General features: G+C 75.1%; 26 protein-coding genes. 13 read left to right on the top strand and 13 right to left on the bottom strand.

Annotated features, from left to right (window positions below):
* Nucleotides 1-31 precede the first annotated feature (31 nt).
* Nucleotides 32-1,531, bottom strand: coding sequence for a glycoside hydrolase family 3 protein (locus tag TPA0908_RS18270; RefSeq protein ID WP_281939548.1), 1,500 nt, complete (start codon nt 1,529-1,531; stop codon nt 32-34).
* A 138-nt stretch (nt 1,532-1,669) separates the two neighbouring features.
* Between TPA0908_RS18270 and TPA0908_RS18265 the strand changes: the two genes are divergently transcribed.
* From TPA0908_RS18265 to TPA0908_RS18250, 4 genes are all read left to right on the top strand, one after another.
* Complete coding sequence (locus TPA0908_RS18265) at nt 1,670-1,792, top strand: hypothetical protein (protein WP_255563043.1); 123 nt, start codon at nt 1,670-1,672, stop codon at nt 1,790-1,792.
* A gap of 222 nt (nt 1,793-2,014) precedes the next feature.
* A complete protein-coding gene (locus TPA0908_RS18260) occupies nt 2,015-3,646 on the top strand; it encodes a RecQ family ATP-dependent DNA helicase (RefSeq protein WP_281939546.1) in 1,632 nt (543 codons plus the stop codon).
* Nucleotides 3,647-3,709: 63 nt separating this feature from the next.
* Nucleotides 3,710-4,213: a hypothetical protein gene (locus TPA0908_RS18255; RefSeq protein WP_281939544.1), complete on the top strand. Its 504-nt coding sequence runs from the start codon at nt 3,710-3,712 to the stop codon at nt 4,211-4,213.
* A gap of 136 nt (nt 4,214-4,349) precedes the next feature.
* A complete protein-coding gene (locus TPA0908_RS18250; protein ID WP_281939542.1) occupies nt 4,350-5,381 on the top strand; it encodes an AraC-like ligand-binding domain-containing protein in 1,032 nt (343 codons plus the stop codon).
* Nucleotides 5,382-5,556: 175 nt separating this feature from the next.
* Here the strand turns inward: TPA0908_RS18250 and TPA0908_RS18245 are convergent, their stop codons facing one another.
* Genes TPA0908_RS18245 through TPA0908_RS18210 form a run of 8 tightly spaced genes read right to left on the bottom strand, consistent with a single transcriptional unit; the run spans nt 5,557 to nt 14,182 of the window.
* Complete coding sequence (locus TPA0908_RS18245; protein ID WP_281939540.1) at nt 5,557-6,549, bottom strand: DNA topoisomerase IB; 993 nt, start codon at nt 6,547-6,549, stop codon at nt 5,557-5,559.
* The gene (locus TPA0908_RS18240) at nt 6,533-7,492 is read right to left on the bottom strand and encodes a glycosyltransferase family 9 protein (protein WP_281939538.1); all 960 of its coding nucleotides are present in this window, start codon (nt 7,490-7,492) and stop codon (nt 6,533-6,535) included. The genes TPA0908_RS18245 and TPA0908_RS18240 overlap by 17 nt, the downstream gene beginning before the upstream one ends.
* On the bottom strand, nt 7,489-8,196 hold the full coding sequence (locus tag TPA0908_RS18235) for an SDR family oxidoreductase (protein ID WP_281939536.1): 708 nt from the start codon (nt 8,194-8,196) through the stop codon (nt 7,489-7,491). Before TPA0908_RS18235 ends, TPA0908_RS18240 begins: the two co-directional genes overlap by 4 nt.
* A complete protein-coding gene (locus TPA0908_RS18230) occupies nt 8,193-9,683 on the bottom strand; it encodes a PfkB family carbohydrate kinase (RefSeq protein WP_281939534.1) in 1,491 nt (496 codons plus the stop codon). Before TPA0908_RS18230 ends, TPA0908_RS18235 begins: the two co-directional genes overlap by 4 nt.
* Nucleotides 9,684-9,694: 11 nt before the next feature.
* Nucleotides 9,695-10,369 carry a D-sedoheptulose-7-phosphate isomerase gene (locus TPA0908_RS18225; protein ID WP_281939532.1) on the bottom strand — a complete coding sequence of 225 codons (675 nt, stop codon included), beginning with the start codon at nt 10,367-10,369 and terminating at the stop codon, nt 9,695-9,697.
* A complete protein-coding gene (locus tag TPA0908_RS18220; RefSeq protein ID WP_281939531.1) occupies nt 10,369-11,586 on the bottom strand; it encodes a glycosyltransferase in 1,218 nt (405 codons plus the stop codon). Before TPA0908_RS18220 ends, TPA0908_RS18225 begins: the two co-directional genes overlap by 1 nt.
* Complete coding sequence (locus TPA0908_RS18215; protein WP_281939529.1) at nt 11,571-12,545, bottom strand: glycosyltransferase; 975 nt, start codon at nt 12,543-12,545, stop codon at nt 11,571-11,573. The genes TPA0908_RS18220 and TPA0908_RS18215 overlap by 16 nt, the downstream gene beginning before the upstream one ends.
* Nucleotides 12,542-14,182, bottom strand: a complete 1,641-nt coding sequence (locus TPA0908_RS18210; RefSeq protein WP_374709233.1) for an HAD-IIIA family hydrolase — start codon at nt 14,180-14,182, stop codon at nt 12,542-12,544. The genes TPA0908_RS18215 and TPA0908_RS18210 overlap by 4 nt, the downstream gene beginning before the upstream one ends.
* Before the next feature lie 114 nt (nt 14,183-14,296).
* On the opposite strand from TPA0908_RS18210, the gene TPA0908_RS18205 reads away from it, so the two are divergent.
* Entirely contained in the window at nt 14,297-14,743 is a 447-nt protein-coding gene (locus TPA0908_RS18205; RefSeq protein WP_281939527.1) for an SRPBCC family protein, read from the top strand.
* A 90-nt stretch (nt 14,744-14,833) separates the two neighbouring features.
* Nucleotides 14,834-15,601 carry a polyprenol monophosphomannose synthase gene (locus tag TPA0908_RS18200; RefSeq protein WP_281939525.1) on the top strand — a complete coding sequence of 256 codons (768 nt, stop codon included), beginning with the start codon at nt 14,834-14,836 and terminating at the stop codon, nt 15,599-15,601.
* Between the two features lie 357 nt (nt 15,602-15,958).
* On the opposite strand, the gene TPA0908_RS18195 is transcribed toward TPA0908_RS18200, so the two are convergent.
* Complete coding sequence (locus tag TPA0908_RS18195; protein ID WP_281939523.1) at nt 15,959-17,551, bottom strand: phytoene desaturase family protein; 1,593 nt, start codon at nt 17,549-17,551, stop codon at nt 15,959-15,961.
* Nucleotides 17,552-17,621: 70 nt separating this feature from the next.
* Between TPA0908_RS18195 and TPA0908_RS18190 the strand changes: the two genes are divergently transcribed.
* Nucleotides 17,622-19,055, top strand: a complete 1,434-nt coding sequence (locus tag TPA0908_RS18190; protein ID WP_281939521.1) for an aldehyde dehydrogenase family protein — start codon at nt 17,622-17,624, stop codon at nt 19,053-19,055.
* A 63-nt stretch (nt 19,056-19,118) separates the two neighbouring features.
* Here the strand turns inward: TPA0908_RS18190 and TPA0908_RS18185 are convergent, their stop codons facing one another.
* On the bottom strand, nt 19,119-19,523 hold the full coding sequence (locus TPA0908_RS18185; RefSeq protein WP_281939519.1) for a ChaB family protein: 405 nt from the start codon (nt 19,521-19,523) through the stop codon (nt 19,119-19,121).
* 143 nt (nt 19,524-19,666) lie between these two features.
* Between TPA0908_RS18185 and TPA0908_RS18180 the strand changes: the two genes are divergently transcribed.
* The 5 genes from TPA0908_RS18180 (at nt 19,667) to TPA0908_RS18160 (ending at nt 22,402) form a co-directional block, all read left to right on the top strand.
* Nucleotides 19,667-20,644 (top strand): YihY/virulence factor BrkB family protein, encoded by a 978-nt coding sequence (locus TPA0908_RS18180; RefSeq protein ID WP_281939517.1) that lies wholly within the window; start codon nt 19,667-19,669, stop codon nt 20,642-20,644.
* Between the two features lie 86 nt (nt 20,645-20,730).
* Complete coding sequence (locus tag TPA0908_RS18175; RefSeq protein WP_281939515.1) at nt 20,731-21,147, top strand: DUF2795 domain-containing protein; 417 nt, start codon at nt 20,731-20,733, stop codon at nt 21,145-21,147.
* A 55-nt stretch (nt 21,148-21,202) separates the two neighbouring features.
* The gene (locus TPA0908_RS18170) at nt 21,203-21,664 is read left to right on the top strand and encodes an SRPBCC family protein (protein WP_281939513.1); all 462 of its coding nucleotides are present in this window, start codon (nt 21,203-21,205) and stop codon (nt 21,662-21,664) included.
* 101 nt (nt 21,665-21,765) lie between these two features.
* Nucleotides 21,766-22,026 (top strand): hypothetical protein, encoded by a 261-nt coding sequence (locus TPA0908_RS18165; RefSeq protein WP_107160680.1) that lies wholly within the window; start codon nt 21,766-21,768, stop codon nt 22,024-22,026.
* A gap of 160 nt (nt 22,027-22,186) precedes the next feature.
* Nucleotides 22,187-22,402, top strand: a complete 216-nt coding sequence (locus TPA0908_RS18160) for a hypothetical protein (RefSeq protein ID WP_281939511.1) — start codon at nt 22,187-22,189, stop codon at nt 22,400-22,402.
* On the opposite strand, the gene TPA0908_RS18155 is transcribed toward TPA0908_RS18160, so the two are convergent.
* Nucleotides 22,403-22,849 carry a hypothetical protein gene (locus tag TPA0908_RS18155; protein WP_281939508.1) on the bottom strand — a complete coding sequence of 149 codons (447 nt, stop codon included), beginning with the start codon at nt 22,847-22,849 and terminating at the stop codon, nt 22,403-22,405.
* Between the two features lie 165 nt (nt 22,850-23,014).
* Here TPA0908_RS18155 and TPA0908_RS18150 point away from each other — a divergent pair, with 165 nt between their 5' ends.
* A complete protein-coding gene (locus TPA0908_RS18150) occupies nt 23,015-23,377 on the top strand; it encodes a DUF6401 family natural product biosynthesis protein (RefSeq protein WP_281939507.1) in 363 nt (120 codons plus the stop codon).
* Nucleotides 23,378-23,434: 57 nt separating this feature from the next.
* Here TPA0908_RS18150 and TPA0908_RS18145 read toward each other — a convergent pair whose 3' ends face one another.
* On the bottom strand, nt 23,435-24,295 hold the full coding sequence (locus TPA0908_RS18145) for a mechanosensitive ion channel family protein (protein WP_281939506.1): 861 nt from the start codon (nt 24,293-24,295) through the stop codon (nt 23,435-23,437).
* Nucleotides 24,296-24,353 lie beyond the last annotated feature (58 nt).

The following is a 24,353-nucleotide window of genomic DNA, read 5'->3' as shown; positions in this document are numbered from 1 at the left end:
GGGGACCTCCCCACCCGGCCGGGCCGGGAGTTCAGCGGACGCCGGCCAGCAGCTCGGCGGCGGCCCGGGCCGCCGCCGCGGTGGCGCCGTGGGTGGCCAGGTGCACCCGACCGGCGGCCAGCTCGGGCACGCCCAGCTCGACCACCACCGCGTCCGGGCGGGCCGCCAGCGCCCGGGTCACCGCGTCCCGCATCCAGCCGTGCCGGTGCAGGTCGCGGACCACGAGCACCAGCGGCCGGTCGGCCGGGCCGGTGGCCGGGTCGGCCGGGACGGCGTCGGCGGCGTACCGGGCGGTGGTGGTGCCCGGCGTCAGGTGGGCCAGCGGCGCGGCGATCCCCCACGGGGTCTCCTCACCGATGGCGATGTTGCGGGGCGGCGCGAACTCCACCACGTGCGCCGGCCCGGCCAGCGGCAGCAGCCCGGCGTCACCGGTGACCCGGACGGCCCGGCGGGCGGCGGCCAGCCCGATCGGCGACCCGTCGGCGGCCGGCCGGCCACCGCTGCGGTGGGCGCGGGCGGCGACGCTCCACGCGGCGAGCTGACCGACCCGCTTCGCCGCCTCGGCCAGCCGCTCCTCCGGCAGCTCGCCGCGCACCACCGCGGCCACGATCGCGTCGCGCAGCTCACGGGCGTCGGCCTCGGTGGCCCGTTCCCCGCCCACGCAGATCGCGTCCGCGCCGGCGGCGAGCGCCCGCACCGCCGCCCCGGCGAAGCCGTACCGGTCGGACACCGCGCGCATCTCCACCGCGTCGGTCACCACCACGCCGTGGAAGCCCAGCTCCTCGCGGAGCAGCCCGCCCAGGATGCGCGCGCTGAGCGTGGCCGGCAGCTCCTCGTCGAGCGCCGGCACCAGCAGGTGGCCGGTCATCACCGCCTGGACCCCGGCCGCCACCGCGGCGCGGAACGGGGCCAGCTCGACCGCGTCCAGCCGGTCCCGGTCGCCGCCGATGCGGGGCAGGTCGAGGTGGGAGTCGACCCGGGTGTCGCCGTGCCCGGGGAAGTGCTTGGCGCAGGCGGCGACGCCGCCGGCCTGGAGGCCGCGCACCCAGGCGGCGGTGTGCCGGGCGACCAGCTCGGGGTCGGCGCCGAACGAGCGCACCCCGATGACCGGGTTGGCCGGGTTGGAGTTGACGTCGGCGTCCGGGGCGTAGTCGAGCGTGATGCCGACCGCGGCCAACTCGGCGCCCAGGTCGCGGGCGACGTCCTCGGTCAGCGTCGCGTCGTCCACCGCGCCGAGCGCGAAGTTGCCGGGCCGCGAGCTGCCCCGGGCCGACTCGATCCGGGTGACGTCGCCGGCCTCCTCGTCGATCGCCACGATCACGTCCGGCCGCTCCGCCCGCAGGTTCGCCGTCAGCGTCGCGACCTGCTCGTGGTCGACGACGTTGCGGGCGAACAGGACCACCCCGCCGAGCCCTTCGCCGAGCCAACGGCAGACCCAGGGCGGCGGGGTGGTGCCGACGAAACCGGGTTGCAGGACGGCGGCGGCGAGCGCCGCCAGGTCTCCGCTGGCGCCCACGATCCGTTCCCTCACGCTGTGCTACCCCCGTATCCCCACGGAACCCGCCGGGGATCGACGGGTGCTGACATGGTCACACCGCGCAGCTAAATAGTCAACAATCCTTACTGTTAGCTGCTGGCGTCCCGCCCCACCCCGTGGGAGAGTTCGTCCATGCCCGCCCTGCCGCTCGCGGACGCCACCGGCGCCGCCGACATCCCCGGCGTACGCCTGCTCGGCCTGGTGGTCGGCGCGCTCTTCCTGCTGATCGCGATCCGGGCCATGTTCCGCCGCTGACACCCGGTTCGACAGGGTCCGCCGGGGTAGGGGTGTCGGTGTCCCGACACGGCGGAGGGTGAGGCGCATGAAGATCGGTTACTTCCTGTCCAGTCAGGAGCACACGCCGGCTTCGAGGCACTGTGGATCTCCGACCACTACCATCCGCCACGTGCTGCCCCGACTGCGGTGATCGCCGAGGCCGGTTTCGGGGTCGGACTCCGGGGGTAGCTGAGGCGCTTGATGAAACTGACCAGGCACGCCACCACTCTGCGCCGCGCGGCGAAGAACCTGTTCGGCTGGACCGCGTTGCGGCCCAACCAGCTGGCCGCCATGCGCGCCGTCATGCAGCGCCACGACGCCCTGGTGGTGCTCCCCACCGGCGCCGGCAAGTCGGCGATCTACCAGATCCCGGCCAGCCTGATCCCCGGCCCGACCGTGGTCATCTCCCCGCTGCTCGCGCTCCAGCAGGACCAGATCGCCGCGCTCAACGAGCGGCAACGGCCCGAGCTGCGCGCGGTGCGGATCAGCTCGGACGAGAGCGCCGCCCAGCAGGCCGAGGCGATCGAGGACGTCCGGGCCGGCCGGGCCGAGTTCCTGTTCATCACGCCCGAGGCGCTGAGCAACCCGGACCGGCTGGCCGAGGTCCGCTCGCTGTCCCCGGCGCTGGTGGCGATCGACGAGGCGCACTGCATCTCGTCCTGGGGCCACGACTTCCGGCCGGACTACCTCGCGCTCGGCCACCTGATCGACGGGCTCGGCCGGCCGCCGGTGGTGGCGCTGACCGCCACCGCCTCGCCCCCGGTGCGCGACGACATCATCGCCCGGCTGCGGCTGCGCGAGCCCGAGGTGGTGGTCTCCGGGCTGGACCGGCCGAACCTGTTCCTCGAGGTGGCCCACTGCCCGACCGAGGACTACCGGTGGCGGCGGCTGGTCGCGCTGCTGCGCGACGACGAGCGGCCCGGCATCATCTACGTGCCGACCCGGCGCGCGGCCGAGGAACTGGCCGAGCGACTGACCAAGGCAGGTTTCCCGTCCGAGTTCTACCACGGCGGCATGCCCACCGCGGCGCGGCACGAGCTGCACGAGGCGTTCCTCGCCGACCGGGTGCCCATCATGGTGGCCACCTCGGCGTTCGGCATGGGCATCGACAAGCCGAACATCGCCTGGGTGGTGCACATGGCGCTGCCCGACTCGCCGGACAGCTACTTCCAGGAGATCGGCCGCGCCGGCCGGGACGGCTCCCCGTCCCGGGTGCTGCTGCTGTGGCGCTCCGAGGACGTCGGCCTCCAGCGCTACTTCAGCGGCGGGCTGCCCGACGAGAAAGAACTGTCCGACCTGGCCGCGGTGCTGCGGAGCAAGGCCCGTACCCGCAAGGAGCTGCGTGAGCTGACCGGGCTGGGCCCGCGCAAGCTTGGCCAGTACCTCTCCCTGCTGGAGCAGATCGGCGCCGCCGAGCCCCGCGCCCGGCAACGCGTCGGGGTGCCCCGCTACGCGCCGGACGCCGCCGAGGCCGGCCGTGCCGCGCGCGCCGAGGCCGAACGGCAGCAGACCGTGACCCGGTCGCGGACCGACATGATGCGCGCGTTCGCCGAGACCACCGGCTGCCGCGGGCAGGCGCTGCTGGCGTACTTCGGTGAGCAGATGAGCGAGGTCTGCGGCCACTGCGACAACTGCCACGCCGGCACCAGCGTGGCCAACGACGGCGCGGTCGGGCCGTTCCCGGTGCACAGTCAGGTCCGCCACGCCGAGTGGGGGTCGGGCCTGGTGCTCAGCTACGAGGAGGGCCGGATGACGGTGCTCTTCGACGAGGTGGGCTACAAGACGCTGTCCGTGCGCGTGGTGTCCGAACAGGGCCTGCTGGAGCTGGACTAGCCTGATCCGGGCACCGCGACGGTGCCCGTCGACAACGACGACCGCGGCGAAAGGAACCTGATCGTGATCGAGCAGCCGGCGTACACCCGGTTCGGCGTCTCGGACGAGGAGTGGGGGCTGCTGGTGGGGCTGCCGCAGTCGGTGCTCACCGCGGCGGCGGCCGCCGAGTCCGACGGCACCCGGCGCACCATGGCCGAGAACGCCGCCGGGCTGGAGACCATCGCCGCCGGCCGGGAGTCGGCCAGCCCGCTGGTGGCCGCCGTGGCCGGCGAGATCGTGTCCCGGGTCGGCGACCCGGAGACCGGCGCGGAGCTGCCGGTCATCACGCCGGACGACCCGACCGCGATGATCGAGGACGTGCTCACCCGGGCCGGACAGGCCTCCGCCCTGCTCACCGGCAGGGTGGACGAGGGGCAGGCCGGAGCGTACCGGCACTGGCTGGTGGAGATCGCCGAGCAGGTGGTGGGCGCCGCCTCCACCGGCGGCATCCTGGGCATCGGCGGGGACGTGGTGAGCGACTCCGAGCGCCGGTTCCGGGACCGACTCTCCCACGTGCTCAACGACTGAACGCAGAGTTAACAGAGGCTTCCACGTTCGTCAATGACGGACGTCACGCCCCACGGGTGCCGCATTTCGGCCCCGTGGGGCGTCGTGTTTGTGGAGGGATGTCGACAGACCACGGGGGTCGTTCATGGACACACCGATGCAAGCGCAGATCTTCGACACGGCGCAGATACCCGCCGCCGACCGCTTCGGGCTCTGGCTGGAGATGCTCGCCCAGACGCCCACGCTGATGCGCGTCCACACCGAGCACGCCGACAACTTCGAGGCGCGGGCCGAGTTCCTCGAACTGGGGCCGATCCAGCTCATCCGGCACCGCTACCCGTCGCTGGACGGCATCCGGACCCGCAAGCTGATCAGCCGCTCCGACGCCGACTGCTACGTGCTGGCGCTGACGCTCAACGGCACCGGCATCGCCGACCAGGACGGGCAGCGGGGGGTCTGCCCACCGGGCGACCTCACCTTCTACGACTGCGCCCGGCCGCAGGAACTCAGCCACCACACCGACCGTGCCGACGACCGGTCCGCCGCGTCGATCGCGGCGCTCATCCCGTACGACGCGCTGCCGCTGCCGCACCGCCGGCTCACCCCGCTGTTCGCCAGCCGGATGTCCGGCGCCGAGGGGATCGGCGCCCTGCTGGCCGACTACCTCATCCGGATCACCAGCCATCCGGACCAGTACCACGCGGTCGACGCGGACCGGCTGGGCGGCGTCGCGCTCGACCTGATCGCCACGCTGCTCGGTCGCCACCTGGTCTCCGAGGAGGCGGTGCCGACCGACGTCCGGCGTCGCGCGCTGCTCGCCCAGGTGCACGCGTACGTCCGGCAGCACCTCGGCGACGTGACGCTGGGCCCCGGCACGATCGCCGACGCCCACCACCTGTCGGTGCGGTCCCTGCACCGGCTCTTCGAGGACGAGGAGACCACCGTCGCGGCGTACATCCGGGACGAGCGGCTGGCCCGGTGCCGGCGCGACCTCGCCGACCCGGCGCTGGCCGACCGGTCGATCCAGGTCATCGCCGGCCGCTGGGGGTTCCGGGACAAGGCCCACTTCAGCCGCGCCTTCCGGGCCACCCAGGCGGAGACGCCGCAGGCGTTCCGGACGCGTCACCTGGAACAGGCACGGATCGTCAACAGCACGGCATCCGAAGTCAACTCGACCCGGACACAATGAACCCGGGCCGCCACCGGCGACGGTGACGACCCGCTGGTAACGGGGGGCCGTGGCGTGGCGCCCGCGGCGGTCCAGCCGCGGGCGGCCGCCCGGTGATCCCCTCGCGCCGCATCGGACGGCACCCGGGTTCCGGCCCCGTCGCTTTCCCCCCAGGACCGACGGGGCCGGTCGGGGGTCAGTCGGCCGCCTCCTCCTCCAGCAGCGCCAGCACCGACTTCTCCACCGCCTCGCGCGGCATCTCCGGCTGCACCGGCGCCAGCACCCCGCCGTGGTACAGGTCGACCACGCGCGGGTCCACGTACGACGTGCGGGCCACCGTCGGCGTGTTGCCGAGCAGTTCGGCGACCGAGCGCATCACCACCGCCACCGCCCGGCGGCGCGCGGTGGCGGACCGCTGCGGGCCCACCGAGGCCAGCTCGGCGGCGGCCAGCACGGTGGCGTGCCAGGTGCGGAAGTCCTTCGCGGTCATCTCACCACCGCTGGCGTCGCGCAGGTAGTCGTTCACCTCGTCGCTGCGCACGTCGCGCCACGCGCGACCGTCCCAGTAGCCGAACAGCCGCTCCTGGGCGCGCCGCCGCCGGCGCAGGTTGAGCAGCACCTGGCACAGCTCCGCGTCCTCGACGCGGCGGACCTGGTCGATGCCGCCCTTGGCCGGGAACTCGAACACCACGCACCCGCCGCGGGAGCGGGCGTGCTCCGGCCGCAGCGTCGCCACGCCGAACGTGGGGTCGTCGCCGGTCGCGTACTGGTCGCTGCCCACCCGGAACGCGCCCATGTCGAGCAGCCGGGTCACGGTGGCCAGCACCCGCTCCCGCCGCAGCCCGCGCAGCGCCAGGTCGTGCGCGACCCGGTCCCGCAGCGCCGGCAGCCGGTGGGCCACCTCCAGCACGTGGTCGAACTTCGCCTCGTCCCGCTTGCGCCGCCACTGCGGGTGGTAGAGGTACTGCTTGCGGCCGGCCGCGTCGATGCCGGTGGCCTGGATGTGCCCGTTCGGGTGCGGCGAGAGCCACACGTCCCGCCAGGCGGGCGGCACCACCAGCTCGCGCAGGCGGGCCAGCTCGTCGGCGTCGCGCACCGGTTCGCCAGTCGGGTCCAGGAAGAGCCAGCCCTTGCCGCGCCGCCGCCGGGCGTACCCCGGCCGGCCCGGGTCGCTACGCCGCAACCGCACCGGAGACCCGTTCCACCTCGGCCACCGCCGCCACCACCTCGTCGATCCCGATGGCATCCAACGCCGGATGCGTTCCTACCCTGCCGGAACCGGTCGAATCCGGGTCGGATCCGGCGGCCTCGACGCGGCCGAGCACCAGGTGCCGGCGCCGCTCCGGCGGTGGGCCCCAGAGTGCCGCCGACACCGGGCCGAACAGCACCACCGAGGCGGTCCGGTACCCGGTGGCCAGGTGCGCCACGCCGGTGTCGCCGCTCACCACCACCCGGGCGTCGGCCACCAGCGCGGCCAGCTCGGTCAGGCCGGTCCGCCCGGCCAGCACCGCCGTCGGCGGCAGGCCGGCGTCGCTGGCCACCCGGGCGGCCAGCGCCCGCTCGTCGGCCGAACCGGTCAACACCACCCGGTGGCCGCGCGCGGTGAGCACCCGCGCCAGCCCCGCGAAGCGGGCCGCCGGCCAGCGCTTCGCCGGCACCTTGCTGCCCGGGTGCAGCACCGTCACGCCGGCCGGTACGCCGACCGCGGCCGGCCGCCGCAGCGCCAGGTCCCCGGCGTCCGCCGGCAGGCCGTACGCGTGCAGCAGCCGGCACCAGCGACGCACCTCGTGCTCGTCGGCGTCCCAGGCCGGACCGTCGAGGTGGCCGGCCGGCGGGTTCCGGAAGGCGACCAGCCGGCCCGGCCGGACGGCGGCCAGCGCCCGATGCGACTCCGGTCCCCGACCGTGCAGGTTCACCGCCACCTCGGGCGGCGGCCCGGTCCACCGGATCCGGTCCGGTCCCGTGGTGGGCAGCACCCGGTCGACCGCCCCGGTCAGCGCCGCCAGCGGCGCCAGCCAGGCCGGGGCCGCCAGCACCAACTCCCGGCCGGGCAGCCCGGCGCGCAGGCCACGCAGCGCCGGGACCGCGGTGGCCAGGTCACCGACCCCGAGCGCGCGCAGCACCAGGATCACGGGTACGACGACTCCCGCTCGGCGCAGACCACCAGCTCGCGGACCGCGCAGCCGGCGGGCTGGGAGAGCGCGAACATCACCGCGGCGGCGGTGTCGGCCGGCTCGTTGAGCACGGCGTCCGGCCCGGGCCGGTACTGCTCGTCGCGCTCGTCGAAGAACGCGGTGCGCATGCCGCCGGGGATCAACAGCGTCACCCCGACCGCGCCGGCCAGCTCGGCGGCGAGCGCCCGGGTGAACCCGACCACCCCGAACTTCGCCGCGCAGTAGGCGGTCGCGTCGCCGACCGCCTTGACGCCGAGCGTGGAGGCGACCGTGACGATGGTGCCCCGGGACTCCTCCAGGAAGGGCAACGCGGCCCGGATCACCGCAGCGGTGGCGAGCAGGTCCACCGTGACGATGCGTTCCCAGGTCTCCGCCGGCACGTCGGCCAGCTTCCCGGGCACGTCCAGGCCGGCGGCGGTGACCACCGCGTCCAGGCCGCCGGAGCGTTCCGCGAGGTCCCGGGTGGCGGCCTCGGCGGCCCGGGTGTCGGCCAGGTCGCACTCGACCCACGGCACCCCGTCGGCGGGGCGCTGCCGGTCCAGCACGAGCGGCCGGCCACCGGCGCCGGCCACGGCCGCGACCACCGCCGCGCCGAGGCCGCTGGACCCGCCGGTGACCAGCACGGTCGGCCCGGCACCGGGCCGGTTGCGAGGCGCGTTCATCGTGCTCCCTTCGCCGTGGACCGGACGACCGGCTCCGGACCGGTCTCCGCGACCGGGCCGGCCGGCCAGCCGGCGCTGCCGCGGCCGGCGCGGGCCGCGGCGATCATGTCGGTGGTGGACCGCCCGGCCAGGTACGGCACCACCACCGTGTGGCCGCCCCAGCGGGCCAGGATCGCCGACTCCGGCAGCGTCTCCGCGCCGCCGCCGCTGGCGTAGTCACCGCCCTTGACCCAGATGTCCGGACGCACCCAGGACAGCGCCGCGTGCGGGGTCGGCTCGTCGAAGACCAGCACCGCGTCGACGCAGCCGAGCGCCGCGAGCAGCCGGCTGCGGTCGCCCTGCGGCACCACCGGGCGCTCCGGCCCCTTGAGCCCGGCCACGCTCGCGTCGGAGTTGAGGCAGACCACCAGGCAGTCGCCGAGCTGCCGGGCCGCCTGGAGCGTCGCCACGTGCCCGGCGTGCAGCAGGTCGAAGCAGCCGCCGGTGGCCACCACGGTGCCGCCGGCGGCGCGTACCCGGGCCAGCACCTCGCCGGCGGCGACCGCGCCGATCCGGTCCCCGCCGGCGGCGACCACCGTCGGGGCGACGGCCCGGACCGGCGCCGGCAACGCCGTGGTCACGCCTCCGCCGGCCACGTACGCGGACGCCTCGGCGACCGCCTCCTGCACCGCCTCGGACACCAGCGCGCCCCGGGCCAGCGCCAGCGTGGCCGCGGCGGCGAACCGGTCCCCCGCGCCGCAGGTGTCCCCCTCGGCGGGCGGCGCCGGGACCACCAGCGGGGTGGAACCGGCATGGCAGAGCAACGCGCCGTCCCCGCCCAACGTGACCGCGACCGCGCCGGCCTGCCAACGCCGGCGCAACGCCTGCGCGCTCCGGGACGCGTTCGCCAGCCGGGACCCGCCCGGCGGCGTCTTGGCCAGGTCCCGGGCCTCCGGCTCGTTCGGGGTGGCCAGGTGCACCCCGGGCACGGCCGCCGGGCCGCGCGGGTGCGGGTCCCACACCACCGGCGCCCGGGTGGCGGCCAGCGCGGCCCGCAACGCGGGGTGCCCGGCGACGCCCCGGCCGTAGTCGCTGACCAGCACCGCGGACGCGCCGGCGAGCAGCCGCCGCACGGCCTCGCCCGGCTCCCCCGGCACCCCGGTCGGCCCGCCCCGGTCGTGGCGCAGCAGCACCCGCCCGCGCGCCCGCAGCCGGACCTTCTCCGGCGTGGCCCCGGCCAGCGGAAGCGCGTAGAGCTGCACCCCGGCGGCGGCGAGCAGGGTGCCGAGCCGGGCCCCGCCGGCGTCGTCGGCGACGGCGGTGACCAGCGCGACCTCGGCGCCCAGCGCGGCCGCGAACACGGCGGCCAGGCCGGCCCCGCCGGGGCGGTCGACGGACGCGGTCTCGTCGAGCACCGGCACCGGGGAGTCCGGGCAGAGCCGGTTCACCGCCCCCTCGACGTCCCGGTCCAGCAGCGTGTCACCGAGCACCACCACGGGTCCCGCCATGCTCGACCTCCTCATCGGGTCTGCACCTCCGGAGCCGGGTCGCCGAGCACCACCTCGACGCCGGTGCGCACCGGACCGGCCGGGGCCCGGGCGGCCAGCGCCGCCGGCAACGCCCGGTCGACGTACTCGCAGAGCACGTGCACGGCCACCAGGTGCAGTTCCTGCACCACCTGGGCGTCCGGTGAGTCGACCGCCAGCCGCTCGTGGCAGAGGTCGGCGAGGGGGTTGGGGGCGGGTCCGGTGAAGGCCCAGCAGCGCAGGCCGGTGTCGTGGGCGGCGTGCGCGGCGGTCAGGAGGTTGGTGCTGGTGCCGCTGGTGGAGAGCAGAAGGAGGTGGTCGTCGGGTCGGCCGTGGGCGCGGACCTGGCGGGCGAAGGCTTCGTCGTAGCCGTAGTCGTTGGCGATGGCGGTGAGGGCGCTGGTCTCGGCGTGCAGGGCGATGGCGGACAGGGGTTGACGGTCGTGGCGGAGCTTGCCGACGAGTTCGGCGGTGAGGTGTTGGGCCTCGGCGGCGCTGCCGCCGTTGCCGGCCACCAGCAACCGGCCGCCGGCGGCGAGGCGGTGCGCCAGCTCCCCGCCCCAGCGGGCGAGCAGGTGTTCCGCCTCGCGCAGCGGCGGCAACGCGCCGGCCAGCCGGGTCAGGTGGTCCGCCAGCACCGTCCCGCCGGCCGTCGGGGCGGCCGTCATCAGGCGACCACCCGGGTGGGTCGACGCACGCCGGCCACCTCGCCGTACAGCGCGCCGAGGCGCTCGGCCGCGGTGGCCCACGAGTAGCGGGTCCGGGCCCGTTCCAGCGCCGCCGTGGCGTAGGCGAAGCGGCGGATCCGGTCGGCCAGCAGGCCCCGGATCGCCGCGCCGAGCGCCCCCGGGTCGCGGGCCGGCACCAGGTCGCCGGTGCGGCCGGGCACCACCGTGTCGATCAGCCCGCCGACCGCGGTGCCGATCACCGGTACGCCGCAGGCCATCGCCTCCAGCGGGGTGAGCCCGAACGGCTCGTACCAGGGGGCGGCCACCAGCACGTCGGCGGAGCGGTACCAGCGGCCCATCTCCTCACGCGGCACGGCGCCGACCAGGCGTACCCGGTCGGCGATGCCGAGCGACCGGGCCAGCGCCCGCAACCGCATCGCGTACGGGTCGGTCTCCAGCAGCCCGGCGGGCGGGCCGCCGACCACCACGCACTCGGCGTCCGGCACCAGCGCGGTGGCGCGGATGACGTCCTGGAAGCCCTTGCGCTCGACCAGCCGTCCGACGGTGAGGATGCGGGCCCGGCCGCCGTCGGCGTCGGCGACCGGGCCCAGCGGGTCGAAGGTGGACAGGTTCACCCCCGACGGCACGACGGTCATCCGGGACCGCGGCACCCCGAGCCGGACCAGTTCGGCGACCTCGTCCTGGCACTGGGCGACCACCCGGTCCACCGCGCGGCCCAACTCCCGTTCGTGGTCGACGCGGCCCGGCGGGCTGGTGTCCTGGGCGCCCTGGTGGCGGCGTTTGACGGTGCCGAGCGCGTGGTACGTCTGCACGATCGGCACGCCGGTGCGCCGGGCCGCCGCGAGCCCGGCCAGCCCGCTCATCCAGAAGTGCGCGTGCACCACCTCGGGCTGCCAGTCTTCGGTGCGCCACCGGTCCGTCAGCCAGTCGGAGAACGCCGGCATGTACGGCAGCAGGTCGTCCTTGGCCACCGGCTCGGCCGGGCCGGCGGGCACGTGCACCACCTCGTACCCGTCCGGGGCGGCCACGGTCACCGGCAGGTCCACCGCGTCGCGGCGGGTGTGCACGCGGACGTCGTGTCCGGCTGCCGCGAGCGCGGCGGAGAGTTCGGCGACGTGCGTGTTCTGGCCGCCGGCGTCCTCCCCGCCGAGGACGGCGAGCGGGCTGGCGTGTTCGGAGATCATCGCGATGCGCATACTTCCTCCTCCAGCAGCCGGTCCCAGTCGGCGAGGAAACGCTCCAGGCCGTAGCGGTCGCGGGCGGCGGCCCGGGCCGCGGCGCCCGCGCGGCGGGCGGCCGCCGGGTCGTCCAGCAGGCCCCGGGCGGCGTCGAGCAGCACGTCGACCCGGGTGGAGAGCACTCCGGCGTCGGGCGGTACCGCCTCGACGGCCTCGGTGGTGGCCAGCGCGATCACCGGCATGCCGATCGTCATGGCCTCGATCAGGCTGAGGCCGAGCGAGGTCCAGCGGCACAGGTGCAGGTAGGCGCGACGCTTGGCCAGCTCGGCGTGCATGGCGTGCTGCGGCACGTCGTCGTGGCTGGTCAGGCGGTCCTCGGGCAGGCCGAGGTGGGCGGCGAGCCCGGCCACCTTCATGCCGTAGACGTCCAGCGGGGCGACCGCGGCGAACCGGGCGAGCAGGTCGGTGCCGGTGACCCGCCAGCGGCGTACCGGTTCGTTGATCACCACGGCGAGGCGGTCGAGTTCGCCGGTCCATTCGACCGCGGGTGCGACGACGCCGTGTTCCACCACTGTGGTGCGGGTGGCGCCGTTGTCCCAGAACAGTTCGTTGAATCCGGTGACGTGGGTGAGCAGCAGGTCGTCGCGGTCGGCCATCGGGTGGCGGGTGTTCGGGACGTCGCCCTTGGGGGTGTTGTGTTCGACGTAGACGGCCGGGAGGTCGCGGCCGGGGCGGCGGCCGAGCCACTCGGTCGCCAGGTCGAGTTCCTCGGGGCGTTGCAGGACGACCACGTCGACGTCGGTGGTGCGGAGCTGTTCCGCGGTGACCTCGACGGCGTTGTCGGGCCAGGGGTAGGTGCGCGCCCGGCCGAGTCCGTAGGCGTCGCGCGCCGGGTTGACCGGGATGAGGTAGCGGTGCTTGCCGTGCACGAACGAGGTGGTCCAGGACCCGTGCACGTGCCACAGCAGGATGTTCATCCGGCCACCCCGAGCAGCCGCAGCGCCTCCAGCACCCGGCCCGGCTCGACCGCGGAGAGGCAGGGGTGGCCTTGGACCGGGCAGGTGGTGGCGCGGGTGTCCCGGCAGGCCGCGCCCGCGTCGCCGAGGCGGACGGTCGGAACCCGGTACGGTCCCCACTGGCCGAACGGGACGGTGGGGGCGAACAGGCTGACCACGGGCACGCCCAGCGCGGCGGCCAGGTGCGCCGGACCGGTGTTGCCCACCACCAGCGCGCCGGCCCGGGCGATCACGGCGGCCAGCTCGGCCAGCCCGGTCCGGCCGCCCAGGTCGACGCCGCCGGCGGCGGCCACCCGCGCGGTCAGCTCCCGCTCGTCCGGCCCGCCGGTGACCACCACCCGGTGGCCGGCGGCGCCGAGCACCCGGACCACCCGGGTGGCCAGCTCGACCGGGCAGGCCCGGGTCTCCACCGAGGAGCCCGGGTGCAGCACCACGTAGCCGGGCGCTCCGGTCGCCGCCGGGACCTGCGGCAACCGATCGGCGCGCAGGCGCAGCGCGGGTTCGTCGTCCTCGGGCAGCGGGTAGCCGGCGGCGGCGGCGAGGGAGAGCGCGCGTTCGGGTTCGGGCACGCCGACCGGGACGCGGTGGCGCACGTCGAGCAGGGCGCCGGGGTAGTCGTCGCTGACGGCGCTGATCCGGGGCACGCCGGCCAGGCGCAGCAGCAGGGCCAGGGGCAGCGGGGACTGGTGGAAGCTGGTGAAGACGACCGCCTCGTCGGCGTGCACGGCGGCGAGCCGGTCGGTGAGCGCGTGGATGGCGGTGGGGTCGACCGGTGGGGCGGGGGCGTCGATCCAGGGCAACGGCCATTCGACGATCTCGTCGACGCCGGGCAGGAGTTCGGCGGCGGCCCGGCCGCGGGGACCGCAGAGCAGCACCACCCGGCGGGCGCCGGCCGCGACCGCCCGGATGCCGGGACCGGTGACCAGTACGTCCCCGGCCGCGTCGCTGCGGACCACCAGCACGGTGCCGGCGCGACGCCGACGGTCGGGCGCCGGCGCGGCCACCAGCCGCATCCGGGTCAGCACGGTGTCCACCGCGTCCGGCAGGTCGGCGGCGACGGTCGGCGCGGCGGCCACCTCGGCGGCCCGGGTGGCGGGCGTCGGCACCAGGACGCCGGCGGCGCCGGCGGCCGCGGCGGCGGCCATGTCGGCGCCGATGTCCCCGATCAGCACGCACCGGCTCGCCGTGGTGCCGAGCGCACGCGCGGCGGCGTGCACCAGCCCCGGCGCCGGCTTGCGGCAGGCGCACCGGTCCGGCTCCGCGTGCGGGCAGATCTGCCAGCTGTCGAACGGGCCGAGCAGCTCCTCGACCCGGGCGTTGACCCGGTGCAGGTCGTGCGCCGTGAAACAGCCCCGGGCCAGGCCGGACTGGTTGGTGACCACGGCCAGCCGCAACCCGGCCGCGCGCAGTCGGTCCAGCGCCTCCCGGGCGCCCGGCACCGGCCGGACCTTCTCCGGGTCACCGTTGTACGGCACGTCCTCCACCAGCGTGCCGTCGCGGTCCAGCAGCACCGCCTCGTACAGGCCGGACGGGAGCCGGTCAGCACCCGGGTAAACCCGGGCTGACCTGCACTGATCCCGCTCGTGGTCCCGTCGCACGGGCGGCGGGTTCCCGACCCCCCGAGGAGTAAACGTCAGCCCCGGTTACCCGCCGCCTCCGAGAAGCTAACCCGGCTGCCGTTAGCGACGGCCGCCCCGGGGTACCGGACACTCGTGGCGGTTGTGGAAAAAGTGATCGATGCGCCCCCGGACCGGGTCTTCGAGGTGCTGGCCGACGGCTGGACGTACAGCGACTGGGTGGTGGGCACCGCCCATGTGCGGGACGTGGACGACACCTGGCCCCGGGTGGGCAGCCGGTTGCACCACCGGGCCGGCCCGTGGCCGTTCTCGCTCCAGGACAAGTCCACGGTGCTGGAGTGTCAGGCGCCGCATCGGCTGGTGCTGCGCGCCGGGCTCTGGCCGGCCGGCGAGGCGGTCGTGGCGTTCGTCCTGGAGCCGTTGGACGGCGGCCGGACCCGGGTCACCCTCGGCGAGGACTTCGCGGCCGGACCGCTGCGGTGGGTCCGGACCAAGCTGAACGACCTCGTGCTGCATCTACGGAACCGGGAGACGCTGGCCCGGCTCTCCGACATCGCGACGCGACAGAAGTCGGAGCGGTGAGCCGTCGATCGCGGGGCGTCTGTGCGGACGCCGGAAAGCGGACTGGCTACCCTCTGAGGTGAACCTGTCGGCCGACCGAGGAAGTCCGTGATGATCGAACCCGTGCACTTGCCCTCCCCGTGGGCGGACGCGCGCCTGACCGTCGTCGTTCCGACCTACAACGAGGCGGGCAACCTCCCGGTGCTGGTCGAGCGCCTCCTCGCGCTGCCACTGCCCGGGTTGAAGGTGCTCGTCGCGGACGACAACTCCCCCGACGGCACGGGCGAGGTCGCCGACAAGCTGGCCATCGAGCACCCGGACCGGGTGCTGGTGGTGCACCGCCCCGGCAAGGAGGGCCTCGGCCGGGCGTACGTGGACGGCATCGGCCGCGCGATCGACGACGGCGCGGAGTACGTCGCCCAGATGGACGCGGACATGTCGCACCCGCCGGAGGCGCTGCCCGGCATGCTCGGCGCGCTGCTCTCCACCCAGGCGTCCGTGGTCATCGGCTCCCGCTACGTGCCCGGCGGCGAGCTGGACGAGAACTGGCCGCTCTACCGTCGCGCGCTCAGCGGCTGGGCCAACCTCTACGTGCACACGCTGCTGCGGGTGCGGATCCGCGACCTGACCGCCGGCTTCAAGATCTGGCGGGCCGACGCGTTGCGCGCCATCGGGCTGGACCGGGTGCAGTCCAACGGTTACAGCTTCCAGGTGGAGATGCACTACCTCGCCACGAAGCTGGGTCACACCATCCTGGAGGTGCCGATCCGCTTCGAGGAGCGCCGCGAGGGCGACTCGAAGATGACCACGGCCACCAAGATCGAGAGCGCGCTGATGCCGTTCAAGCTGCGCACCCGCCACCGCAACATCGACTCCTGACCGAGCCGCCGCACGCCAAGCCATCACGCTGCGTCAACATGACGCAGCGTGATTTCTTTGCCGTCGGTAAGGTGACACGCTCGCCGCCTTTGCTCTGCAGCCTTCGACGCAGCACCGCGCTGACCTGCGACCGAGCGTTTCCGTTCGGCCGGCACGCGACCCGCCGTCGGCACGTTGCGTCACCGATGCGTCGATGGCTGCAGAGCAAAGGCGGCGGATGGACACTCACTGGCCCCCAACAACGACTACCTTCCGTGATGGCATCATCCCGCCAGGGAGACGCCCGGTCGGGGCGTCAGGCGCGCCGGGCACCGGGCCCGGACCGCGGGCGGGGGCGGGGGCAGGGGCAGCGCGGCGTCAGGGGTAGACGGTGCGGTGGGCGGCGGCGATCGCGCGGGCGTACACCTGGCCGGTGAACGCGCGGTCGCGGGCCAGCGCGGCGCGGGCGGCGTTCGCGCCCGGCGCGCCGTGCACCCCACCGCCCGGGTGGGCCGAGGCGCTGGCCAGGTAGAGCCGGTCCACCGGGGTGTCCGCCCGGCCGAGTCCCGGGATCGGCCGCAGGAAGAGCTGCTGGTAAGCGGCCGCGGTGCCGCCGCCCAACGCGCCGCCCACCAGGCTCGGCTCGGCCGCCTCCAGATCGGCCGGACCGGCCACGTGCCGCCCGACGACGGACGCGCGGAAGCCCGGCGCGGCGGCCTCCAGCACCTCCTCCATCCGCTCCACGTGCCCGGCGATCTCCTCGGCCCGCCAGTTCCGGCGGAACGGGAGGTGGGTGTAGGACCACAGCGACTCGGTGCCCGGCGGCGAGTGGCTCGGGTCGGCCACCGTCATCTGTCCGACCAGCAGGAACGGGTCCACCGGGACCTCGCCCCGGGCCAGTTCCGCGGCGTACGTGGTGAGGCCGTCCAGGTCCGCGCCGAGGTGCACGGTGCCGGCGCCGGCGACGTCCCGGTTCCGCCACGGCACCGGCGCCGACAGCGCCCAGTCGACCTTGAGCGTGGAGCCGTCCCACTTGAAGTGCGCCAGATCCTCGACCAGCCGGGGCGGCAGCGCCGCCGCGCCGACCAGGTCCAGGTAGAGCGCCGGGGCGGGGACGTCGGCGAGCACGGCGCGGCGCGCCCGCCAGTCCGCCCCGTCCGCGGTCCGCACCCCCATGGCCCGGCCCTGGGCGGTGAGCACCCGCTCGACCCGGGCGTCGTACTCGATCCGGCCGCCGCGCGCCACCAGCCGGGCCACCAGCGCGTCGGTGATCCGCTGCGCGCCGCCCACCGGCACCGGCCAGCCGACCTGCTGGCCGAGCATGGCGAGCAGCCAGCCGTACACGCCGGAGCCGGCCTCCTCCGGGGACAGGTCGGTGTGCAGCGCGCAGCCGGCCAGCAGTGCCGGCCCGCCCTCACCCTCGAAGAGTTCCGCGCCGAGCTTGCGCACCGGCAGCACGAGCCGGCGGGCCAGCCGCAGCGCGCCGGCGACCCGCAGCCGGCGCAGCAGGCCCACCCCGCCGCGGACCGGCGGGAACGGGCTGGTGATGGCGCCCAGCATCGGCTCCGCCACCTGGAGCCAGTCGGCGTACGCGTGCCGCCAGCGCTCCCCGTCGCCGGGGGCGAACGCCTCCAGCGACGCCGCGGTGGTGTCCAGGTCGCGGTTGACCACCGCGGCCCGCCCGTCGGGGAGCAGGTGCGCCAGCACGTCGGGGGCGTTGGTCCAGGACAGGCCGTGGCGGTCCAGGTTCAGCCCGCGCAGCACCGGGGAGGCGAAGCCGAGCGGGTAGAAGGAGCTGTACAGGTCGCTGAGGTAGCCCGGGGCGGTCACGTGCGCGGAACGCACCGCGCCGCCGGGCGCCTCGGTGGCCTCCAGGACCAGCACGTCCCAGCCGGCGTCCGCCAGGAGGTTGGCCGCCACCAACCCGTTGTGCCCGGCCCCGATGACGACGGCGTCGGCGGTGGGAGTCATCCGATCCGCCTACCCGGCCGGTGACCGGGCAAAACGCGTTTGTCCGGCCCGGACCGGGGCAACCACGGGCATGTACACGGTTGCGCAGCTCATAGGTGGGGTGTGGGGTGCCGGGGGCGAGGGCGGCGAGTTGGTCGTCCACGACCCGGCCGACGGGACGCCGGTGACCCGGGCGCCGGTGGCCGGCGTGGACGAGGTGGCCAAGGCGGTGGAGGCGGCCCGGGGCGCGGCGGCGGAGTGGGCGGCGACCGCCCCGGCCGAGCGGGCCGCCGCGCTGCACCGGGCCGCGGACGCGGTCGAGGCGGCGGCCGACGAGTTGGCCGAGGCGACCACCGCGGAGATGGGCAAGCCGCTCGACGACGCCCGCGGCGGCGTGGCGGCGGGCGTCGGCACGCTCCGGCAGTACGCCGAGCTGGCCCCGCTGCGGGGCGGCCGGACGCTGCACGGCGGCCACGCCGCGGTGGACTTCATGGCCCCGGAGCCGCGCGGCGTGGTCGCCGCGATCACGCCGTGGAACGATCCGGTGGCGGTCTCCTGCGGCCTGCTCGGCGCGGCGCTGGTGACCGGCAACGTGGTGGTGTTCAAGCCGAGCGAACGCACCCCGGGCACCGGCTGGCTGCTGGCCCGGGCGCTGGACTCGGCGTTGCCGGCCGGCGTGCTGTCGTTGCTCACCGGCGGCGGCGAGGTGGGCGCGACGCTGGCCGGGCAGGAGCTGGACGTGGTGGCCCACGTGGGCTCGACCGCCACCGGCCGGGCGATCTCCGCCGCGGGCGCGCGGACCGGCGCCAAGGTGCTGCTGGAGAACGGCGGGAGCGACCCGCTGCTGGTGGACGCCGACGTCGACCCGGTCTGGGCGGCCGAGCAGGCGGCGCTGGGCTGCTTCGCCAACGCCGGGCAGATCTGCGTCGCGGTGGAACGCGTCTACGTGCACCGCGACGTCGCGGAGGAGTTCGTCGACGCGTTGGTGGCCCGTGCCGAGGCGCTCGCCATGGGCCCCGGCCGCGACCCGGAAACCCAGCTCGGCCCGCTCGTCGACCGGCGGCACCGGGACCACGTGCACGGTCAGGTCACCGCCGCGGTGGCGCAGGGCGCCCGGATCCGCACCGGGGGCGCGGCGCCGGACGGGCCGGGCGCGTTCTACCCGGCCACGGTGGTGGACGGCTGCCGGCACGAGATGGCGCTGGTGCGCGAGGAGACGTTCGGCCCGGTCGCGCCGGTGGTGCTGGTCGACTCGTTCGACGAGGGGCTGCGGTGCGCGGCCGACTCGCCGTACGGGCTGGCCGCCACCGTGCTGACCGGCTCGATGAGCCACGCGCAGCGGGCCTGGCGGGAGCTGCCGGTGGGCACCGTCAAGGTCAACGCCGTGTTCGGTGGCGCGCCGGGCGGGGCCGCCCAGCCGCGCCGGGGCAGCGGCCAGGGCTTCGGGTACGGCCCGGAGCTGCTCGACGAGTTCAGCACCGTGAAGGTGGTCCACCTGGAGGCGCCGGGCGGCGGCCACTGGTGAGCACCCTCAACGGCGGGCCCGGGACCGCGCGGTCCCGGGCTCCCTCGTCGTACCCCTGGCGGGTCAGCGACCGCCGCGGGCCTTGCGGGTGGCGTTGTTGTTCGCCTTCTCGATCGCCTTCACCAGCTCCGGCTTGGTCATCCGGGAGCGGCCCCGCACGTCGAGCTTCTTCGCCACCGACATCAGGTGGTCCTTGGTGGCGTTGGCGTCCACCCCGCCGGCCGTGGGCGCGCGCCGGGCCGGGCCGCCGCCGGCGGCCTGCTTGTCGCTCGGGCCCTTGCGGCCCTTGGCCTCCCAGTGGTCGCCCACCTTCTCGTACTCGTGTTTGACCGCGGCGAAGGCGACGCGGTGCGCGCGTTCCCCCTCGCCGTACGTCTCGACCGCCGAGTCGTGCGTCTTCTCCCAGGTCCGCTGCGCCTTGGCGGGGGACCGTTTCAACGTGCTGGGCAACACCTCGCGCCCGGGCATCTCGTCCACCTCCGTCTCGGTCGGGTGTCAGGTGTCGTTCCCTCCGGTCCGGGGGACAAACCGGTGCACGGTTTGTCGATTTCCACCGTGGGGTACCGCCCGGCCACGCCCCGGTGGCGCACCGGCGCGTGGAGGAGGCGGTCATGACGGCGACGACACCACCCACTGTCGACGGTGCGGCCCGCGCCCGCTTCCCCCGCCGGATGCGCCAGCTCGACTGGCGCACCTGGCGGGGCGTGCTGATGCGCAGCGGCCAGGGCTTCGTCAAGGACAACTGCGCCGACTGGGCCGCCGCGCTCACCTACTACGGGGTGCTGGCGCTCTTTCCGTCCACGATCGTGGTGGTGGCCCTGGTCGGGCTGGTCTCCGACGGCCCGCGCACGGTGGACACCGTGATCGACCTGGCCCGGGAGATCGGCGCCGGCTCGGTCGTCGGCAACGACGCGTTCGTCGGCGTGGTGCGCACCGTGGTCGAGCAGCAGGGCCCGGCGAAGGCGCTGCTGAGCTTCGGTCTGCTCGGCGCGCTCTGGTCCGCGTCCGGGTTCATCGGCGCGTTCACCCGGGCCTCCAACGCGATCTACGGGGTCCAGGAGGGCCGGCCGTTCTACCGGCTCCGCCCGCTCCAGATCGGCATGGCGGCGGTGACCATGCTGCTGCTGGCGGTGGTGGCCACCGGGCTGATCGTCAGCGGCCCGGTCACCGACGCGGTGGGCGACCGGCTGCACGCCGGCGGCCTGGCCCGGACCACCTGGTCGGTGACGAAGTGGCCGCTGCTCGCGCTGGTCGCGATGACGTTGTTGTCGCTGCTGTTCTGGATCGCGCCGAACGTGCGGCAGCCGCGCTTCCGCTGGCTCACCCCGGGCGGCGGGCTGGCGCTGCTGGCCTGGGTGCTGGCGTCCTTCGGTTTCGGCCTCTACGTGGCGAACTTCGGCTCGTACGACGTCACCTACGGCAGTCTCGGCGCGGTGATCGCGTTCCTGGTCTGGCTCTACCTGTCGAACTGCGCGCTGATGCTCGGCGTGCAGGTCAACGCGGAGTTGCAGCGGGGCCGGGCGATACAGGCCGGCGTCGAGGACCCGACGGAGCCGGTGCTGCCGCCCCGCGCGCCGGCCGACTCCTGACACCGCCCGCCCGGTTGCGGGCCGGATGACCGGCCCGCCGGACCGGCTCCGGTTTACCGGCGGTCCCCCGGGGCATCCCTGAGGGCATGGAACGTGGCAGCAGCAAGCACTCGCCCAGGGTCGACGACCAGATGAGCAGCGAGGTCAGCGGCCTGGTCCAGGGTCCGGGCACGGGTGGTGCCCGGGTCGACGAGTTCCGCCAGGCCGAGCCGTCCGGCGAGGACCAGCCGGAGGCCACCACGGCGCCGGCCGGCGACCTGCGCACCGGCTCCCCGCAGGGGATGAGTTCCACGGACGTGGAGGCGCGCAGCCGGCTGGGTCGGTTCATCGGCATGGCGGCGCTGCCCGGCGACCGCGACGCGCTGGTGGCCAACGCCCGGGAGAACGAGGCGCCGGCGGACATCGTCGCCGCCCTGGAGGGCCTGCCGGACGACACGCGTTACCAGACGGTTTCCGAGGTGTGGGCCGCACTCGGGCACAGGAACGAGACGACGCGCTGGTGAGCGGGCCGGCCCACGGTTCGCGACAGCACACCGGCGGAACAGGAGGAACCCCGACATGAGCGGCGTTATGGAACACGTGGATGTGGACGTCCCGATCCGGACCGCGTACGACCAGTGGACCCAGTTCGAGGAGTTCCCGCACTTCATGGAGGGCGTGCAGGAGGTCCGGCAGCTCTCCGACACGATGACGCACTGGACCGTGGAGATCGCCGGTGTGAAGCGTGAGTTCGACGCCGAGATCACCGAGCAGCTCCCGGACGAGCGGGTGGCGTGGCGGTCCACCGGCGGCACCCAGCAGGCCGGTGTGGTGACCTTCCACCGCCTCGACGAGGGGCACACCCGGGTCACGTTGCAGATGGAGTTCGAGCCGCACGGCGTGGTCGAGCAGGCCGGCGACAAGCTGGGCGTGGTGGACCGCCGGGCCAAGGGCGACCTGGAGCGGTTCAAGCAGTTCATCGAGCGACGCGGTCAGGAGACCGGCGCCTGGCGCGGCGGGGTCGACCGCCCCACCCCCTGAGCGTCTCCCCCGCACGAACCCCGATGGCCGCCGGCTCCGCCGGCGGCCATCGCCGTGCCCGTGGTCCGTTTGCGATCATCCGGCCCGGGTACCGCAGGGGAATGACCGACAACGACCGCCAGTGGCGCGACGAGGACCGCACTCCCCTGCACGAGCTGGACCAGGCGATCGCCCGGTCGACGCTGGACGGCCAGGCCGACGACGCCACCGGGAACGACGCCGGTGAGGAGGCCGCGTTCGGCCACGGTCCGGAGGCGGTGGACCGGGGCGCCGGCGCGGAGGCCGAGCGTCGGGAGATGACCGACGCGGACCGGGCGTACCGGCCGTCCACCACCGGTCGGACCGGACCGGACAGCATCTGACTTACCCCGGTTCCGGGCACCGTCGAGTGCCCGGAACCGGGAGCGCGCATCGACCGAAACGACAAAAACTGCCGTACGGACGGTCGGGAAAACGGACAGGCCATCCAGAATCGGCCGAACGGCTGGCAGTTCTCCGGGTCCGGCGCGTAAGAATTTCGGGATGGATCAGGGCTCCGCTTTCCTCTCCAATCGTCAGCGCCGCCTCGCCTGGCTGGGCTTCCTGCTCGCCGCCGTCCAGGCTCCCGTTGCGGCGAAGTTCAGCGACGACAGCTCCTGGCTGTTCAGCGTGGTGGTCGCGTTGATGGTCGCGACCGTGATCATCGCCGACGACGGCGCCCGCCGCCGTCGCCCGGCGCAGGCCCGCTCCTCCGACTGATCACCGTTCGGCCGGGCGCGCCTCGTGCCCCGGCCGTCCCCGGCTGCGGCGCCGCTCCTTCAGCTCCGCCTCGTAGAGGTGCCGCCGGCCCCCGACCAGCTCGTCCCGGGCCTGCCGGTCCACCTCTCGGAAGAGCGCGTGGTAGCCGTCGTCGAAGTCCTCGACGATCTGGAACGTCCACCGACCCGCGATCACGTTGCGGCCGAGCAGGTCCCGGTCGATCCGCTCGGCGATGGTCGGGTGGCCGGCGGAGCGGAACCGCTCCACCGCCTCGTCCAGCATCAGATCGGCGTGGCCGATGAGCTGGTGCAGCTCGTAGAGGTGGCCGCGGGCCCGCTCGACGCACTCCAGCGCCTCACCGAGCTTGCCCAGCGCCTCGACCGTGGCGTCACTCACCCCGTCCGGCCGGCGGTGCGCCCGGTCCGGTCCGTCGGCCTGCTGTCCCATCGTGTGCCTCCGCGGACTCGGCTGCGTCGTCTGCGTGGTTCCCTTCTGCCCCGCCGCGGGCGGCTCAATCCCCGGGGCCGAGGCGGGTCGGGTCGCCCGGACGAGCCGGGCATCGTCCGGTCGGCCGAGGTCGCCCCGGTCCGTGCGGGGCTAGCCTCGGTCCCCATGCGCGTGCCGAACAACCGGGTCGCGACCCCGTCCGCGGCGGTGGCCGCACGGTCGACCCTCACCACGCTCACCGCCGCCGTCGGCGCCGCCGGCCTGGCCGCGGCCCGCCTGAACCCCGGGCTGCTCGCCGAGGTCGACCAGCACGCCGCCGGGGTACGCGACAGCCTGCACGGTGACCGCCGGCCGCTGACCGTGGCGGCGCTCGCCGGGTACGCCGAGGGGCTGCGGGAGGCGGCGTCCGAGCACGGCTGGACGCCTCCGGTCGGGCCGGTCGACTGGTCCGCGCCGGGCTGGCTGCTCACCCGGCTGCTCGCGGTCTGCCTGCTGGCCCGCGCGCTGGACCCGCGCCACCTGGCCTGAGACACGGCGCGGGGCGCCCGCGATCGCCCCGCGGACACCCCGTCACCCGTGCTGCCGTCAGCCGCCCGGCCGACGGAACTGCTGCGTCTCGTCGCCCCGCTCGCCGGAGCGGTACGTGCCCGCTCCCGACATGGACGACTGCGGCCCGGTCGGGGCCGGCTGTCCGCCCCGGTCGGCCATCCGCCGCTCGTAGTCGCCGCGGCCGGTCTGCTGCCCCTGCCGCTGCTGCCGGAACGCCCGGGACTCCTCCGAGACCCGGTCCAGCCAGCCGTCCCAGCGGTTCTGCATCGGCTTGATCAGACCACCGCCGACACCGACGACCAGGATTCCCGCCACCGTGGCGAGGAACGCGATGAGCACCGGCGTGGTCACCGTGGTGGCGATGCCCACCTGGTTCAGCGCCGCGATGACACCGAGCGCCAGGATGAAGAACGCCGCCACGTCGGCCAGGATCCGGCCGTACGAGAGCCCGCCGAGCGCGCCGGACACCAACTGCCGGACGGCGTTGGCGATGGCGGCCGCGATCACCACGATGACGATCGCCACGAAGGCCCGCGGCAGCCAGGACACCACCCCGCGGATCAGGTCGCTGATCGCGTTGGGTCCCCACACCCCGAAGGCGAACTGCAGGGTGAACAGCAGGACCGCGTAGTAGGCCAGTCTGGCCAGGATGTCGCTGGCGTCGTACTTGGTGCGTTCCAGTGCGCGCTTGATCCCGCCGCGCTCCACGGCGCGGTCGAACCCGACCCGTTCCAGTGCCGCGTCCACGATTTTGAGGACGGCTCGGGCGATGAGCCAACCCACCACGAGGATCGCGATGAACGCGATGGCCCTCGGTACGAAGAGCAGCACCGACCTCCAGAAGTCGGTCCAGGCCGCACTGATGTCGACCTGGCCGACCGCGAGGGTTTTCGGCATGATGTCCCTCCTGTCGCGTGAACTGCGCCGCCCGCATACCCGTCGCTCTGGACAGCAC

It is taken from the genome of Micromonospora sp. AKA38 (genome assembly GCF_027925725.1).
In the GTDB taxonomy this organism is placed as follows: Bacteria; Actinomycetota; Actinomycetes; order Mycobacteriales; family Micromonosporaceae; genus Micromonospora.
Note: the sequence above shows the minus strand (reverse complement) of the source record. Positions and strands in the feature narration are given on the sequence as shown.